Below are 16,133 nucleotides of genomic sequence, written 5' to 3' on the forward strand. Positions count from 1 at the left end.
TTGTTTCTTTCCAAAGAAACCGTCACTCAACTTGAAAAAGGTAAATGACGGTCAACTATTTTTAAACTTTGCTTAAACCGAACTCAGGTTATTTACTGTTTGCGATTAATCAGCATAAAGAAATTTCAAATGAGTATAATTAAAGAGATAACAGAAGCTTTAGCCATCTTGTCTATTTCCGAAAAAGCAGAATTTTTTCCAAAATTTTTCAAAACGGGAAAAGGAGAATATGGAGAGGGAGATTTGTTTTTAGGCGTTACGGTTCCGGATCAGCGTTCCGTAGCCAAAGCATTTTTTTCTAAAATCTCTTTAGCGGAATTGAGCGAACTGCTTTCTTCAAAGTATCATGAACACAGGCTAACCGCTTTGCTTATACTTACCTATAAATTTGAAAAAACGAAAGATGGCGAAGTTCAAAAAAAAATTATTGAATTTTATCTGAATCATCTGGAGTATATAAACAATTGGGATCTGGTAGATTCAAGCTGCTATAAAATTCTGGGCAGATATTGCTTTGAAAATCAAAAAGAAGAATTGCTCAGAGAACTTTCGTCATCAGAAATAATGTGGCACAAGAGAATCGCTGTGGTAGGAACCATGCATTATGTGAAAAAAGGATTGTTTGAGCTTACAAAAGAGTTCGTTACCCAAAACATGAAACATCCTCACGACCTGATGCATAAAGCCACCGGATGGCTGCTTCGGGAAATGGGGCAGAAAAACAGACAGGAACTCATCGGTTATTTAAACCAAAATTACAAAGAAATGCCCAGAACCTGCCTGAGATATGCCATCGAAAAACTGGATGAAGAACTGAGACAGGATTACCTGAAAGGCAGAATTTAAATATGAAATAAAAATTATGAAGAACTATATTAAACGACTGCTCCTGCTATTGCCTCTTTTATTGGCGACAAGTTGTTTCGATATTTTAGATAAAGTAAATGTAAAAGCCGACGGAAGCGGTGAATACACTTTGATACTGAATGCCAGTAAAAGCAAAACAAGGCTGGCCTCGATCTCTAAAATGGAAACCATTAACGGGAAAAAAGTTCCAAAAAGAGCAGAAATTGAAGCGAAGATTAGTCAGGCGGCAAGAATTTTCAAGGCTACACCTGGAATTTCCAATGTGAAAACCTCCATGGATTTTGATAATTATATCATTAAGCTAAGTTGTAATTTCAGGAAAATTGAAAATATCAATTCCGGTCTGGAGCAATTGAAATCCGGCGGGATAATCGGCAAAATGATCCCCACGAACATTTACGGATACAATCCTGCAAAAAAAATATTTACAAGAAATAAAGTCAGCACTTTTAAAAGCGATTACGATAAGATGAGCAACGCCGATAAAGAAATTTTTAATAATGCAAGCTATATCTCAGTGCTCCAGTTTGAAAATATGGTAAAATCACAAACCAATAGCCAGTACTCTCTTTCTCCTCATAAAAAGGCTGTAAAGCTGGAAGCGGATATTGAAGATCTGATTCTCCAGCGTAAGCAATTACAGAATACTATTATATTTCAATAATTTAAACACGAACCATGAAATCTATTGTACAAAAAATACAAATTGTAATTTTATTTTTAGTTTTTTCTCTGGCATTCACGCAGCAACGTATGAAGATGCCTGCTGATGCTCTTTTCTATATGGAAATCAACGGAAAACAGCTGGATAAAAAGATCAATTGGCAAAAATTCAATCCTATTTTGCAGGAAGTTGTTAAAAAAGGAAAAGAAAAAGAAAAACCGACATGGACAGATTATTCTAAAACCGGAATCAAATATAATGCGACACAGTATCACTATGCATCCTTTAATGATTCAGTACAGGTTTACACGGCAATTTTTATTCTGGATAATAAAGATAAGTTTCAGGAATTCATCAATTCAGTCAAGAAAGAAGGACTGGAAACCTCACGCAAAACCAACTATTCTTATGTAAGTCTGGATGACGACATTTTTGTTGGATGGAATGGAAACCGTGCTGTTCTGAAGATGGTAAATTACAACAAACCCTATAAAGAAAAATGGAATGATGAGACAATTGCTGATAGTGCAACAGCAGTCATAGATAGTGTAGCTACTGCCGTTGTAGACAGTGCCTATGTTGAAGAACCCGAAAAAGCATTTGACTATAAGGAAGAGATTAAATACCTGAAAGATGATATCAAATATTTAAAAGAAAGCATAAAAGAAAACAATGCTGAAATAGCGAGAATCCAGAAAGACATCAAATATCTTGAAAAACATCACGAATATCCGAAAGAAGATAAAGGAACAACAGATGAAAACTATTCGGATGACAGTGTAGAAAAACGCCCGTCACCAGATCCGGAAGAGGATATGGAAGATCTGCAAATTCCGGAATATGATGATTTTAAGAAACAAATGGATTCTCTGAAAATCGAGAAGTTCAAAGTGGTGAAACAGCTGGCAGAACAATCTTTTGATGAGTATTTTAATTCTAATCTGGAACTTGATATCCCGAATGAAATGACCGCTTTCCGCGATGCCGGCTCTGATGTTTTTGTGTACACAGATTATGGGCGAATTGTCAATAACGGAATATATGGTAAAATGATGAAGCGCTATCAGTTTGGCAGTCTGCTGAATGCTGTATATAATTCAAATTCCTCTTACAACCTCTATTTCGATGAAGATAAAGTAAAGTTGGTCAACACTTATCAGCATAAAAATCCCGAAGTTCAGAAAAGCGTTTCAGCAATTTACAAAGGCAGGAAAAACAAAAAGCTGGCAAGACTTATCAGTGACAAAAGCATTGGCTATTATGCAATTAACGTTGATGGAAGTAAGTATTTTGACATGATGTATGCGCTTATGAAAAATGCGGGAGATTCTGAATATCAGAAAGAAACGGAACTCATCATGGAAACGGTAAAGATTGTTCTGGATGAAGAAGCCATCGCAAAAATAGCGCCCGGAAACGGAATCTTCGTACTCAATGAATTGAAATCTAAGACCGTAGAATATACAGATTTTGAATATGATGACAATTACAACGAAAAAGAAGTAAAAAAAACAAAAGAAGTTGCGGTTCCGGATTTCACTTTTGCTTTCGCAACGGAAAATGAAGGGTATTGGAAAAGAATATTCGATTTGCTGACTACTAATAAAAAAACGTCAAAAAACTTCTCTAAAAACGGAGATTTCTATCTGTTTAAAGAAGAAAAAAGCACAGGTTTTATGGATGAGATTTTCTTTACCGTAAAAGATGGAATTGTCTATGTAACCACCGCTGCAAATAATTTAAAGTCTGAAAATCAGTCTGAAAAGTCAAAAATCTGGATGAAGGATTCTTCAAAATATCCAATTTCAGGAAGATTTGATATTCGTAAACTTCTTGCAGGGCTGGAAAAAGAATTCAAGAGTAATTCCGAAAGAAAAATGCTCGACCTGGTAAGGAAAAATGTTGGCGATATTTATTTTAAATCAGAATCCAAAGGGGACAGGATAGAAACCGAGATCGATTATTCGGTGAAAAACTCTTCAGAAAACAGCCTCATGTATTTCTTTGATTTGTTTGACGAGATTTATAAAATTAAAGAATCAGATAAAAAGCCGCCGATTTTATAATGAAGAAGAAACTTATTGCCTTTGTTGTACTTATTGCAGCGATATTTGTTTATTTCATATTATATTACAAGGATAAAGAATTAAAATTCATTCCCCGAAATGCCGATGTGGTAATTCTTTTGGATACTAAAAAAGTGACACGGCAATATCTATCAGATTTTCTGAGTCATCCTTCAGAATGGTTCAGGAATGCCGATGAAAAAACAAGTGAAATTTCTATTCGTGAATCGGGCGTGAAAATTCCGGATTTTTTACAGGTCTTTCATATCGAAAATACATCGTTTTCCGATTGGTACGGTATTCTTGAAATTAAGAATAAAAAGAAATTTCTTACTTATTTAAAACAAAAAGGATTTGCCGAAAAGAAAAATGAACTCTTTCATAAAGGCCGTATTTTTATTAAAATAGAAGGCAAAAACTGTATTCTCGGAACTTCCGATAAGGCTTTTGAAAATATAAACCGTTTGTTTCTGGCTTTTTCCCAGAGAACGAATTTTACATCAGATACTTTTATTGATGGTTCTTTAGGAAGCATTTCAGTGATTTCGAATGGTAAAATCCGTAATTTTTCAATGGATGTAAATACTCATGACATCGAAATAAAAGCTCCCGGCATAAATAATTTCACATCCATTATTTCTGAAGTTCAGCAAAAGGTTCCTTTCTTTGCAGCAGAATTAAACAGCGAAAACATTAAAAATTTTGCTTCTTTTTTTGATAAGAAATTTTCCGATTCTGCAGGAATTGATTATTTAAAAGCAACGGCAGAGCTTGAGCGCGTGAATGACACCATTATCACGTACGGATACGATGATGATTTTAATGAAATCGAAAAAAAGACTATTCAGAAGATCATTCAGCCCAATTATTTAATTTCTCTTCAAAGCTCAGATCCGGAAAAAACAATGCAATATTTTGAAAATAGAAAATGGATTAATGCTAAGCGTCAATTTATTGCGATTCCGTTTCAGCCGAATGTAATTGAGAAAAACGCTCACGGTTTTGAGATTAGATCAACAAGAAAAACAGTCCATCCTTCCGGACAGATAAATGAAAATTATATTTTTGTCAGAAATAATGAGTTATTATATTCAAATTTAAAATCCTTCACCTCGAACGAAAAGAAAATATTCTCTGACATTGACTATCTTTTTTATGGGAATAAAGACAGTGATTATTATGTTAAATTAAAATTCAAAGAAAACAATCTGCCTCTGATACTTCGGTGGTAACAAATGATTAAAAATGGATTTATCAGACATTGTCTATATTAAAACATTCGTACATTATTTCCTTCATTTTGTGTTCCCGCTTTTCATTGCACTGATTTTTTACCGGGAAAACTGGAAGAAAGTGTATCTTATTTTATTGGCTACCATGCTTGTAGACCTGGATCATCTTTTTGCAGACCCAATTTTCGATCCCGACAGAGGAAGTATCGGTTTTCATTTTTTACATTCCTATTATGCTATTGCGGTTTATTTTTTGATGCTGTTTTTTAAAGGAAATATAAGAATCATAGGTATCGGACTTTTGTTTCATATGCTGACCGACTTTCAGGATTTTTACCTCTGGAACCATTAAAATATCATTAATATTTTCTTTTGATATTTCAAAAACCATAGATTTTTTGTATTTTGTAGGCACTTATGAATTTAAAAGAACTTTTACATTATACGTATGTTTTTCCCATTCTGGCTGTGGGATATTATGTTTCCGGACTCATGGGAAGCGGAATCATTTTTGATATTATTGCCGGAATTTTATTGACCGGAAGTGTGATTTCTGCAGTTCATCATGCGGAAGTAGTCGCCCATAAAGTTGGGGAACCTTTCGGAACGATTATTCTTGCACTCTGTATTACCATTTTGGAAGTCGCCCTGATTATTTCGCTGATGGTAGCAGGCGGCGATCAGGCAAATACACTTGCAAGAGATACAGTATTCGCTGCAGTAATGCTGATCCTTAACGGAATCTTGGGAATCGGTATTCTTGTAGGAGGTGTAAAATATTACGAGCAGTTTTTTGCGAGAACCTCTGCTACAACGTATCTCGTCAGTATTGTTTCTATTTTAATTCTTACTCTTGTTCTTCCGAATTTTACATCCAGTGTCAACGGCCCTTTCTATAACCGGGCGCAGCTGATATTCGTCTCTATTGCGTGCCTGGTCATTTATGGAGTTTTCTTGATGGTACAAACCGTAAGACACCGAAATTACTTTATTGTTCCGGATGAGCATCCTCAAGAACACTATATTCCGTCTTTTCAGAAAACAATGCTCAGTTTTGCTTTTCTGGTGATCTGTCTTGCCATCGTTGTGCTAATGGCAAAAGGTCTCTCGGGAACGATAGAAAGTATGGTTCAGAGCATTGGCGCACCAAAATCTCTGGTCGGGGTAATTATTGCGGCAGTCGTATTATTGCCGGAAGGACTGGCGGCAATCAGGGCTGCCCGAAGTAATCAGATTCAGTCGAGTCTTAATCTGGCTTTGGGATCTGCGTTGGCAAGTATCGGACTTACCATACCGGCAGTTTCAGTTGTTTGTATTATGTATGATATTCCGCTGGTTTTAGGACTTGATAAGAAAGACATTATTCTTCTTTCCTTGTCGGTTTTTATCGTTATGCTTTCTCTAAGCCGTGGAAAAACCAATATTCTGTACGGAACGGTTTTGCTGGTAAATCTTGCAGCGTATATTTTTACGGTGATTGTTCCTTAAAATTGCATTCTAAAGCCGTCTTGCCAGATCCATTTTAAAAGCCATTAGTTTAGCGATATTTTCAGATTTATAGATGGCCATATCTGCATTTTCGCCGACAAAATTTTCTTCGATGGTTGCTTTCCAGAGATCCAGCCAGCGATTAAAATGTTTTTGTTCCATTGCCTGAATTTCATTGATCGGAAAATGTGCACCCATAGGATTTCCTTTATACGTCATCTGCCCAAACAGTATAGACTCCCAGAAAGAATACATTTTGGGTAAGTGTTTGTCCCAGTTTACCTTAGCAACATCAGTAAAAAAGAAACTGATGGTGTCGTCTTTGACGACTTTTGCGTAAAATGTATTAACGAGATGCTCAATATCTTCTCTTGATTCCAGCTTTTTCATATTTCAAATTTAGTTTAAAATTTATTCTGAAATTCAATTGTAAAGTTGATAAATTTCATATGAACAATGTTTTATCTTTGCATATTATTTTAAATGAAACCAAGACCTAAATCATTAGCACAGTTATCATTTATAAGGATTAAAGTTTAAAAGAGATAAAAATGGCAAAAGGATTCAGGCAGAAAATTCGCCAGAAAAATATGGATAACAGCGGCTTCGGAGATTATGCTTCGGGTCGGTTTATCAATAAAGATGGCCTCCCGAATGTCAACAGGAAAGGAGTTAATATTTTCAACCGTTTTAGCTGGTATCATACGATGCTGGATCTGTCTACCTTCCATTTCCTTTCTTATCTCGTTGTTGCTTATGTTCTGGTTAATCTTTTTTTTGCATTAATATATTATCTCATCGGCGTTGAACATTTGACGGGCATTGACAAAAGCAACCCGCTGAATGAGTTTATTGATGTTTTTTTCTTCAGCTCACAGACTTTTACCACAGTTGGTTACGGTAGAATTGCACCGGTAGGTTTTTTGGCGAGTCTTGTGGCTACTTTTGAAGCTTTCCTCGGATTGCTTACTTTTGCCATCGCAACAGGTCTTTTTTATGGAAGATTTTCGCGGCCGAGAGCTTACTTAAGGTTTTCTGATATTGCACTGATAGCTCCTTTTAAAGATAAAACAGCATTGATGTTCAGGCTGGCGCCTTACAAAAACAATTCATTAACGGAAACTGATGTCATTGTTTCAGCAGCAATTGAAGTCATTGAAAACGGTGTTGCAAGAAGTAATTTTTATACCCTGAAAACACAGCTGAGCAAAATTAACACGTTGGCTTTGAACTGGACGATCGTTCATCAGATTGATGAAAGTTCTCCGTTTTTCGGTTTCTCTGAAGAGGATTTTAAAAATACGGATATCGAAATTATCGTTCATGTACGTGCATTCGATGAAGTATTTTCCAATACAGTCGTACAGCGGACATCTTATGTTACCGGAGAAATCGTTTACGGAGCCAGATTTGTCCGAATGTATTATCCTGATAAGAAAAATCTTTCAACCGTGCTAGATCTGGATAAAATTAACCAATATCAACAAGTTGATCTTCCGGCCTTTCAGCAAGAAAATGAATAATGAATTTAGAATTTTATAAAAAGCAGGCTTTACAGAAGCAGAAAGAGCATAAAAAGTTTTTAGATGGCCTTAAAAAAAAGCCGCCGAAAAATTTGGATTATGTAGTTCAGGAAACACATGATGAAGTTTTTGAAAATATAGATTGCCTTCAGTGCGCCAATTGCTGTAAGACCACAGGACCATTGTACACAGAAAAAGATATTGAAAGAATTGCGAAACATCTCCGCATGAAACCTGCAGATTTTGAGGCTAAATATCTTAGGGTTGATGAAGACAATGACAAAGTATTACAACATCTCCCATGCTTTTTTTTGAACAGCGACAATACATGTTCTGTCTACGAAGTGCGTCCTAAAGCCTGCCGGGAATATCCTCATACAGATCGAAAAAAAATTTACCAGATCAATAATCTTACCATGAAAAATACCCTGATATGCCCCGCTGCATATGAGTTTGTAGAAAGAATTATGAAAAATTTGGCAAAGTAATTTATTATTCAAAATCATTCTTAAATATTTATAAAGTACGTTAAATAAAGAGCTTACAGATAATATTCGGTAAATCGTCGGCGTTTTAGCTAAACAAACCATATTAAAAATATTAATTATTATGAAGAAGTTAGTTTTAACAGCAGCGTTTACATTAGTCGGAGTAATCGCAGTATCGGCTCAGACGGACACAACACAACAGAACCCGTCGCAAAATCAAAATTCTGGTAACCAACCGACCACTCAAACACAACAGGATCCACAGGCAACCTCCAGTCCGGAAACAACCGCTCAAGATCAAAATGCAACAACCACAGTAGATGCATCCGCAGCAACTACCGCTACTGATGCTTCAGCAACGCTGAGCACAGATCCGAATGCGGAGGCAACCAAACCCAATGACGAGGCAACTAAAGAAGAGAAGAAATCTAAAAAGAAAAAGTCGAAGTAAGTATTTAAGTAAAGTAGTAATGAAATCCCGGGATTTTATATTCCGGGATTCTTCTTCAGCTGACAATGAGTATTTTTCTTAAAATACGATAAGTCAAATTAAAATATTTACACCTGTCATTTTGTACAATCATTGTACTTAGAAAATACACAAACCACTAAATCATTATATTATGAAAAATTTAATTTTAGCGACAGCATTCGCAATGTTTGGAACAATCGCAGTATCTGCACAGATAACACCACAAAAGACTAAGACAGACACTATTAAACCAGACACCGTAAGGAATAGCGACATGACAACGGGTAATATGAATAACAACAGTATGGATAAGCCAAAAACCGATACGGCCAAATGGAATAACAGAGAAACCACAACAGGCGACAGAAAAATGAAAAAGAAAAATAAATAGATAATGCATTGTATCGAAATCCTGAATACCTTTTCAGGATTTTTTTTGATCATATCTTTCCTATAAACATACTTCTTACTGAACGAATCTGAATAATTTGATAATATATTTTTGTAAAAAACAGTAATGCTCATGGTATTTAAATAATTTGTATTATCTATCAACATAATTTATGTTTAGAACGCTGAGAAAGTATAAATTGAAAAAGATTTTACTATTTTTGATACGTTTTTTCTCCATCGTATTCCTTAATTCGGAGAAATATTTAAATATAATAATCAACTTAGAATGAACAATAATAATTTAGAGCAGATTACTTTCGGTGGCGGATGTTTTTGGTGCGTGGAAAGCTGTTTTAATATGCTGAAAGGAGTACAATCTGCCATTTCAGGATATTCGGGTGGACATAAGGACAACCCGACCTATGAAGAGGTTTGCACCGGAGAAACGGGTCATGCAGAAGTCGTACAGATTTTCTATGATCCGTCCTTAATTTCTTATGAACAATTAATGGATGTTTTCTTCTTCCTTCACGATCCTACCCAATTGAATCGTCAGGGTAATGATATCGGAACACAGTACCGTTCTGTAATTTATTATAAAGATGATGCAGAAAAGGCAAAGGCTGAAGAGGCTATTGAAAAGTCTAAACAATCCGGAAGATGGCAGGGAACTTATGTAACAGAGCTGACGAAATTTGAAAAATTCTGGCCCGCGGAACAATATCATCAGGGATATTACAATGAGAATCCTACACAGCCTTATTGCAGCGCTGTTGTCGGACCGAAAATTCAGAAGTTTAAAAAGCATTTCGGTGAGCTTGGAATGCTGAATGAGCAATAAAATAATAAGGCTGTCTCAGATTTGAAACAGCCTTATTATTATTTTTTACTGTAAAACATTTCCGTATGCGGAATATCGTCTTCAAGATATTTTTTACCGGTGTCTTTAAAACCAAATTCTCCGTAAAATTTCAATAAATAATCCTGTGCAGAAATTCTTACTTCAGAAGTATGAAAACGTGCTTCGATAGCATCAAGGGCATACTGTATCAGTTGTTTCCCTAATCTTTTTCCTCTTGCCTTCTCTGTAGTGAGAACTCTTCCGATGGATGCTTCGGGATATTTTATTCCTTTGTCAAAAATACGGCAGTTGGCTAGGACTTCTCCATTTTCTTCCGCCCATATATGAACAGCTTTCTGATCGTAATCGTCCAGATCTGGATAAGGGCAATTTTGCTCTACCACAAAAACGTCAATTCTTGCTTTTAAAACGCTATATAATTCCGGAACGGTAAATTCATCAAAAGTTTTTATTTTCCAGATAATATTACTCATCGAAGCTCACATTATTATTCGCCAAAAACTCATTGGTATTTTGGATAAAATTAAGAATTTCATCACATCCTTCTTTTTTCTCCGCAGATGTTACATAGATTTCAGGAAGGTCTTCCCAGGTTTTGTGCAGCTCAGCTTTATAATCTTCAACATTTTTTATAGCAACATTGGGTTTCAGCTTATCTACTTTAGTGAAAACAATAGAAAAAGGTACGCCGCTTTCCCCGCACCATTGGATAAATTCCAAGTCTATCGTTTGTGGCTTATGACGGGAATCCACCAGAACAAAAAGATTAACCAGGTTTTTTCGGTTAAGAATATAATTGGTAATCAGCTTTTCAAAATCCTTTCTTATTGACTTTGATACTTTTGCGTAACCATATCCCGGTAAATCTGTCAGATACCAGTTTTCATTCACTAAAAAATGATTGATAAGCTGGGTTTTTCCCGGTGTCTGTGAAGTTTTAGCAAGATCCTTATGATTCATCATTGCATTAATCAATGAAGACTTTCCTACGTTGGATCTTCCTATGAAAGCATATTCCGGAATATTAGGTTCGGGGCAATCCTGCCATTTGCCGCTACTCTTTACGAATGTTGCTGTTTTAATAACCATCTTGAAATATTTTAGAAAAACAAACCATTAAGAAAGTTCTTAATGGTCTGTTATATTTTAATTTAAACTTTATCTTTTAACCAGCTGTAAAGAATTTCATTGAATTCATCAGGCTTTTCCATCATCGCAGCATGACCACATTTATCAATCCAGAAAAGATCTGAATTTGGAATAAATTTATGCATATCTTCCGCTACTTCAGGAGGAGTCACATTATCCTGTTTTCCCCAGATCAGACAGGTTGGTGTAAGAATCTTCGGCAGATCATGAAGCATGTTGTGCTTAATGGCACTTCTTGCCAGCATGACCGTTTTAATCCCTTTCATTCTGTCGTTGACTACCGAAAAAACTTCGTCTACCAGATCTTCCGTTGCAATCGCAGGATCGTAAAACACCTCTTCCGTTTTCTTTCTGATATAAGATCGGTCATTCTTTCTCGGAAAGCTGTCTCCGAAAGTTCTTTCATATAAACCGGAGCTTCCTGTAAGAACAAGATTTTTAATTAAATCAGGTCTTGCCAATGTTAAAATCAACCCGATGTGACCTCCCATTGAATTTCCGACAATGGTTACAGGTGCATCAATGTGAGTTTCTATAAACTTGGCGATATATTTTGCTATCGTTGTAAGGTTGGTATTGAGTACCGGCAAATCGTAGATCGGCAGTTGAGGAACATATACTTTGAATCCTCTGTCTGAAAAAAAATCCACCATCTTATCGAAATTACTCAACCCACCCATTAAACCGTGCAACAGCACCAATGGATGTCCCTCTCCCGCCTCAACGAAGGTATATTTCTTTTCTTTTTTTGTACTAAATATCATATAATGCCTTTAATAAAGCCTTGCAAAAATACAAATTAAACCTCAAAAATATTTTGATAAGCCTAATTTAAAATAAAAATAATATACCAAAGTCTTTTTTAAAGCTTTTTTTCTTAAACACTTTGCTATGGCTTAAATAACAGTTTACCCAACAATCAGCATACCAGTTTATTATATAGCTGAAATTCAATCATTAATAAAACTTATCAACATTAAGGTAAAAAGTGGGAAAAAGTGGGAACTTTTGGAAATTATTATATAAATTTGTCCCAAATGAAAAATTTCATTGGAACATATGAGTGTAAAATCGATGATAAAGGACGCTTAAAGCTACCTTCTTCTTTGATTAAACAAATGGAAAACTTCGAAGACAAAACATTCGTGGTTAAAAGATCTGTGTTCCAATCCTGCCTGGAAGTCTATCCTATGAATGCATGGGATAAAGTAATGGGCAAAATTAATAAACTAAACAGGTTCATTAAAAAGAATGCTGATTTCATTAGAATGTTTACAGCAGGTGTAAAAACAGTTGAGCTGGATAATGCGGGAAGGCTTCAGATCTCAAAAGATCTTATGTCGTTCGCTCATCTCCAGAAAGACATTGTAATTACCAGCGCAGGAGAACTTTTCGAGATATGGGATAAGGAAGCTTATGAAAAAGTGATTTCCATTAACGAAGAAGATTTTGCAAGCATTGCCGAAGATGTGATGGGCGCTTTCGATGAAGAATAACAAAGCTGATTATTAATTAAAGCTAAAAACACAACTTAAACATGTATCATAACCCCGTTTTGTTGAAGCAAAGTGTTGATGATTTGGTGACGAATCCAGACGGAACATACGTGGACTGTACTTTTGGCGGCGGCGGCCATTCAAAAGAAATATTGAGCAGACTTTCCGATAAGGGCAGGCTTTTCAGTTTTGATCAGGACTTAGATGCGCTGAAAAATACAATTGATGACCCTAGATTTACATTAATCAATCAGAATTTCAGGTTCCTGGAAAACTCATTATTAATGTATGATGTTTCCCAGGTGGATGGTATTCTGGCAGATCTGGGCGTTTCTTCTCACCAGTTTGATGAGGCCGACAGAGGTTTCTCAACAAGAAGTAATGCGCCTCTCGATATGAGAATGAACGTAATGCAGAATCTTGATGCCAAAAGGGTAATTAATGAATATGAAGAGGAAGAGCTTGCGGATATTTTTTATCATTACGGTGAATTGCGTGAAGCAAGAAAGCTGGCAAGGGATATTGTTCATCACAGGAAAACAAAAAGCATAGAAACAACGGAAGATCTGAAGAAAATGTTCAGCTATATTCCTCCGCATAAAGTAAATAAATTCTATGCACAATTGTTTCAGGCGATTAGAATTGAGGTAAATCAGGAACTGGAAGTTTTGAAAGAAATGTTGGTTCAGGCTTACAATGTTTTAAAACCAGAAGGCAGATTGGTGGTGATTTCTTACCATTCTCTGGAAGACAGGCTGGTAAAGAGATTTTTAAAGAACGGAATGTTTGAAGGCGAGCCTGAAAGAGACATTTACGGAAATTATAAAAAAGCGTTTGAGTTGGTAAAGAGTAAGGCAATCATCCCCGATGATAAGGAGATTGAAGAAAACTCAAGAGCCAGAAGCGCAAAAATGAGAACAGGAATAAAAGTTTAAAAGTGAATATGTGAATTGTCAATTTAATTTCAACCTGAAAAAATTGACAATTGACAACAAAGTGAATTCACTGCAAAACAGATTGACATTTAAAATTGGCAAAAAGAACAACATATCGCCCTCAGAAGAAACTCACTTTTATAGATATTATAAAAGGAAATTTTCTGAACCGTGATGAGATTAAAATACATTACCGGTATTTTTTGCTGTTGTTCGTATTGATGATGGCTATGATTTACAGTAACCATTTGGTTAATAAGAAAATCAAAATCGTTAATGCCCTTAAAGAACAAACTGAAGAATATAAATCAAGAAATGCTTACGCCCAAAGTAAGCTGATTAAAGTAAAAATGGAATCGGAATTGGGGAAAGAAGTTGCCCGGGATTCATTAATGACCCTGGAAAACCATCCTCATAAATTGCTCATAAAACTGGATAGTACGGATGCAAAAACAAAATGAATACGATAACAAGCGTAAAAAAACGTTACGTTGGGGCTACCTCTTTGCAGTGGTAGCTTTGTGCGTGTTTGTCATGTTCTTAGCAAGAATTGTAATCCTTCAGAATACGAATGTTCAGGAGATTAAAGACGATTACATCAATAAAAATTATCGCGAAGCGACTCTTAAAGCTGCTCGTGGAAACCTTTTCGCTTCAGATGGTTCTATTCTTGCGACTACCGTTATGCGCTACGATATTTTTCTTGACTTCAAAACGATGAAGGACACGATATACACCAACAATATCGGCGCTCTTACAGATTCTTTAAGTAAAATGTTCGGAAAACCAAGAGGAGAATTCAGAAAGAAGTTTGACGAGCAGAGAAAAAAGAAAAACCAATATTATACTTTGGTGAGAGGTCTCGACTTCGATCAGTACGACAGAATTCGTAAATTCCCGATTTTCAGAAGAGGCAAAAACAAAGGCGGTTTCATCGTTGATAGAAACTATAAAAGAGAGCTTGCAACATCAGAAATTGGTGCCGGAACTATCGGTATGGATAATGGAAAATACAGCTCAGGGCTTGAAGGTGCTTTTTCAAAATATTTAAGAGGAACCGACGGAAAAAGACTGGAGCAGAGAATCAATTCATCTCAATGGAAGCCGATTGACTTCTGGAAAGTTCAGGAACCGGTAGACGGAGAAGATGTTTATACCACTTTAGATCTTAGAATTCAGGATATTGCGCACTCAGCTTTACAAAAACAGCTTATCAATTTCGAGGCAAAACACGGAACTGTAATTGTGATGGAAGTGGCAACAGGAAAAGTCCGTGCAATGGTGAATTTAAGAAGAAATGATGACGGAGACTATGTTGATTCATACAATTATGCTTTAAAAGATAATATTGAGCCGGGTTCTACTTTCAAAACCATTTCGCTTCTGGCGGCGATGGACGACGGTTTTATCGATGAAAATACTACGGTTGATGTAGGAAACGGAGTCTGGGTTTATGCCAAGCAAAGAATTTCCGACGGACATGGCGGAGGAACGTACGACATTAGTGATGTTTTAGCAAAATCAAGCAACGTAGGATCGGCAAAATTAATCACAAAATATTATGCCGAAAAGCCACAGATTTTTCTGGATCATTTGAGACGCTGGAAATTGTTTGACAAAATGGACATTGAGCTTCCGGGAATTGCAAAGCCAAGAATTGTTACCCCGGACAACAAAAGATGGAATGCAGCCACACTGGCATCAATTGCTTATGGATATTCTTCAAACATTAATCTCCTGCAATTAGCGACATTCTACAACGGTGTTGCCAATAAGGGTAAAATGCTCAAGCCTTTGTTCATTGATAAAATCATGAAAGACGGAAAAGTAATATACACTGCAACACCTGAAACAATGGTCAACAGAATGGCTTCCGAAAAGGCAATCAGAATGATGACTGATGCATTAACGAAAGCTGTGGAAAAAGGAACAGCAAAAAGTATCTTCACACCGAATTTAAAAATGGCAGGAAAAACAGGAACAGCAAGGTTCGAATATTGGCTTCCCGGCCCTATGAAATACCGTTCATCATTTGCAGGATTCTATCCGGCAGACAATCCGAAATACACCTGCTATGTGATGGTCAGTGAGCCAAATACGGCAAAAGGATTTTACGGAGCTACGGTAGCGGCACCAGTATTTAAGGAAATCGCGGGGAAAACATTCCTGAAAACACCACAAAATATTGAAAGAGAAATGCTGGTCGACAAAAAGGTAAACCTTAATAAAATGGTTGAACCTAATGTAAAAGTAGCAGTCAATAATAAACAAATGCCCAATGTTGTAGGATTGATCGGAAAAAACGTAATTCCGCAACTTGAAAATTTAGGCTACCGTGTTGACTTTAAAGGTGTGGGAAGAATTAAAGAGCAATTCCCGCTGGAAGGCACCACGATCAGTAAAAATCAGAGAATTTATTTGTCTCTGCAGAATTAAAAAAAGGAGTCCTGAAAGGACGATTTAAAACAGAATAGGATAAAATCCTATTAAAAATAAAA

Annotated in this window: 19 protein-coding genes; 15 read left to right on the forward strand and 4 right to left on the reverse strand. The window is 36.1% G+C overall.

Going from position 1 to position 16,133, the window contains the following annotated elements; translation table 11 throughout:
- Positions 1-129 precede the first annotated feature (129 nt).
- From BLR30_RS09610 to BLR30_RS09635, 6 genes are all read left to right on the forward strand, one after another.
- Positions 130-846, forward strand: coding sequence for a DNA alkylation repair protein (locus BLR30_RS09610; RefSeq protein ID WP_089857609.1), 717 nt, complete (start codon positions 130-132; stop codon positions 844-846).
- A gap of 16 nt (positions 847-862) precedes the next feature.
- A complete protein-coding gene (locus tag BLR30_RS09615; protein ID WP_089857611.1) occupies positions 863-1,531 on the forward strand; it encodes a hypothetical protein in 669 nt (222 codons plus the stop codon).
- Between the two features lie 14 nt (positions 1,532-1,545).
- A complete protein-coding gene (locus BLR30_RS09620; protein ID WP_089857614.1) occupies positions 1,546-3,597 on the forward strand; it encodes a hypothetical protein in 2,052 nt (683 codons plus the stop codon).
- Complete coding sequence (locus BLR30_RS09625; RefSeq protein ID WP_228400752.1) at positions 3,597-4,829, forward strand: hypothetical protein; 1,233 nt, start codon at positions 3,597-3,599, stop codon at positions 4,827-4,829. Before BLR30_RS09620 ends, BLR30_RS09625 begins: the two co-directional genes overlap by 1 nt.
- A gap of 13 nt (positions 4,830-4,842) precedes the next feature.
- Positions 4,843-5,181 (forward strand): DUF6122 family protein, encoded by a 339-nt coding sequence (locus BLR30_RS09630; protein WP_089857618.1) that lies wholly within the window; start codon positions 4,843-4,845, stop codon positions 5,179-5,181.
- Between the two features lie 65 nt (positions 5,182-5,246).
- Positions 5,247-6,317 (forward strand): calcium:cation antiporter, encoded by a 1,071-nt coding sequence (locus tag BLR30_RS09635; protein ID WP_089857620.1) that lies wholly within the window; start codon positions 5,247-5,249, stop codon positions 6,315-6,317.
- A gap of 9 nt (positions 6,318-6,326) precedes the next feature.
- Here the strand turns inward: BLR30_RS09635 and BLR30_RS09640 are convergent, their stop codons facing one another.
- Positions 6,327-6,707: a group III truncated hemoglobin gene (locus BLR30_RS09640; RefSeq protein WP_089857622.1), complete on the reverse strand. Its 381-nt coding sequence runs from the start codon at positions 6,705-6,707 to the stop codon at positions 6,327-6,329.
- A 161-nt stretch (positions 6,708-6,868) separates the two neighbouring features.
- On the opposite strand from BLR30_RS09640, the gene BLR30_RS09645 reads away from it, so the two are divergent.
- The 5 genes from BLR30_RS09645 to msrA all read left to right on the forward strand — a co-directional run bounded on the left by BLR30_RS09645 (position 6,869) and on the right by msrA (position 10,034).
- Entirely contained in the window at positions 6,869-7,840 is a 972-nt protein-coding gene (locus BLR30_RS09645; protein ID WP_089857624.1) for an ion channel, read from the forward strand.
- Positions 7,840-8,328 (forward strand): YkgJ family cysteine cluster protein, encoded by a 489-nt coding sequence (locus BLR30_RS09650; protein WP_089857626.1) that lies wholly within the window; start codon positions 7,840-7,842, stop codon positions 8,326-8,328. Before BLR30_RS09645 ends, BLR30_RS09650 begins: the two co-directional genes overlap by 1 nt.
- A 121-nt stretch (positions 8,329-8,449) precedes the next feature.
- A complete protein-coding gene (locus tag BLR30_RS09655; protein ID WP_089857628.1) occupies positions 8,450-8,779 on the forward strand; it encodes a hypothetical protein in 330 nt (109 codons plus the stop codon).
- 172 nt (positions 8,780-8,951) lie between these two features.
- Positions 8,952-9,191, forward strand: a complete 240-nt coding sequence (locus BLR30_RS09660) for a hypothetical protein (protein ID WP_089857630.1) — start codon at positions 8,952-8,954, stop codon at positions 9,189-9,191.
- A 288-nt stretch (positions 9,192-9,479) separates the two neighbouring features.
- Entirely contained in the window at positions 9,480-10,034 is a 555-nt protein-coding gene (msrA, locus tag BLR30_RS09665; RefSeq protein ID WP_089857632.1) for a peptide-methionine (S)-S-oxide reductase MsrA, read from the forward strand.
- 38 nt (positions 10,035-10,072) lie between these two features.
- On the opposite strand, the gene BLR30_RS09670 is transcribed toward msrA, so the two are convergent.
- The 3 genes from BLR30_RS09670 to BLR30_RS09680 all read right to left on the reverse strand — a co-directional run bounded on the left by BLR30_RS09670 (position 10,073) and on the right by BLR30_RS09680 (position 11,968).
- On the reverse strand, positions 10,073-10,528 hold the full coding sequence (locus BLR30_RS09670) for a GNAT family N-acetyltransferase (RefSeq protein WP_089857634.1): 456 nt from the start codon (positions 10,526-10,528) through the stop codon (positions 10,073-10,075).
- Positions 10,521-11,144: a ribosome biogenesis GTP-binding protein YihA/YsxC gene (yihA, locus tag BLR30_RS09675; RefSeq protein WP_089857636.1), complete on the reverse strand. Its 624-nt coding sequence runs from the start codon at positions 11,142-11,144 to the stop codon at positions 10,521-10,523. Before yihA ends, BLR30_RS09670 begins: the two co-directional genes overlap by 8 nt.
- A gap of 62 nt (positions 11,145-11,206) precedes the next feature.
- Positions 11,207-11,968 (reverse strand): alpha/beta fold hydrolase, encoded by a 762-nt coding sequence (locus BLR30_RS09680; RefSeq protein WP_089857638.1) that lies wholly within the window; start codon positions 11,966-11,968, stop codon positions 11,207-11,209.
- A 273-nt stretch (positions 11,969-12,241) separates the two neighbouring features.
- On the opposite strand from BLR30_RS09680, the gene mraZ reads away from it, so the two are divergent.
- From mraZ to BLR30_RS09700, 4 genes are all read left to right on the forward strand, one after another.
- A complete protein-coding gene (gene mraZ, locus BLR30_RS09685; RefSeq protein ID WP_089857640.1) occupies positions 12,242-12,700 on the forward strand; it encodes a division/cell wall cluster transcriptional repressor MraZ in 459 nt (152 codons plus the stop codon).
- Positions 12,701-12,741: 41 nt separating this feature from the next.
- Positions 12,742-13,635, forward strand: a complete 894-nt coding sequence (gene rsmH / locus BLR30_RS09690; protein WP_089857642.1) for a 16S rRNA (cytosine(1402)-N(4))-methyltransferase RsmH — start codon at positions 12,742-12,744, stop codon at positions 13,633-13,635.
- 95 nt (positions 13,636-13,730) lie between these two features.
- Positions 13,731-14,096: an FtsL-like putative cell division protein gene (locus BLR30_RS09695; protein WP_089857644.1), complete on the forward strand. Its 366-nt coding sequence runs from the start codon at positions 13,731-13,733 to the stop codon at positions 14,094-14,096.
- On the forward strand, positions 14,080-16,071 hold the full coding sequence (locus BLR30_RS09700) for a penicillin-binding transpeptidase domain-containing protein (protein WP_089857646.1): 1,992 nt from the start codon (positions 14,080-14,082) through the stop codon (positions 16,069-16,071). The genes BLR30_RS09695 and BLR30_RS09700 overlap by 17 nt, the downstream gene beginning before the upstream one ends.
- The last annotated feature ends 62 nt before the right edge of the window (positions 16,072-16,133 follow it).

The organism is Chryseobacterium taeanense, from assembly GCF_900099685.1.
In the GTDB taxonomy this organism is placed as follows: domain Bacteria; phylum Bacteroidota; class Bacteroidia; order Flavobacteriales; family Weeksellaceae; genus Chryseobacterium; species Chryseobacterium taeanense.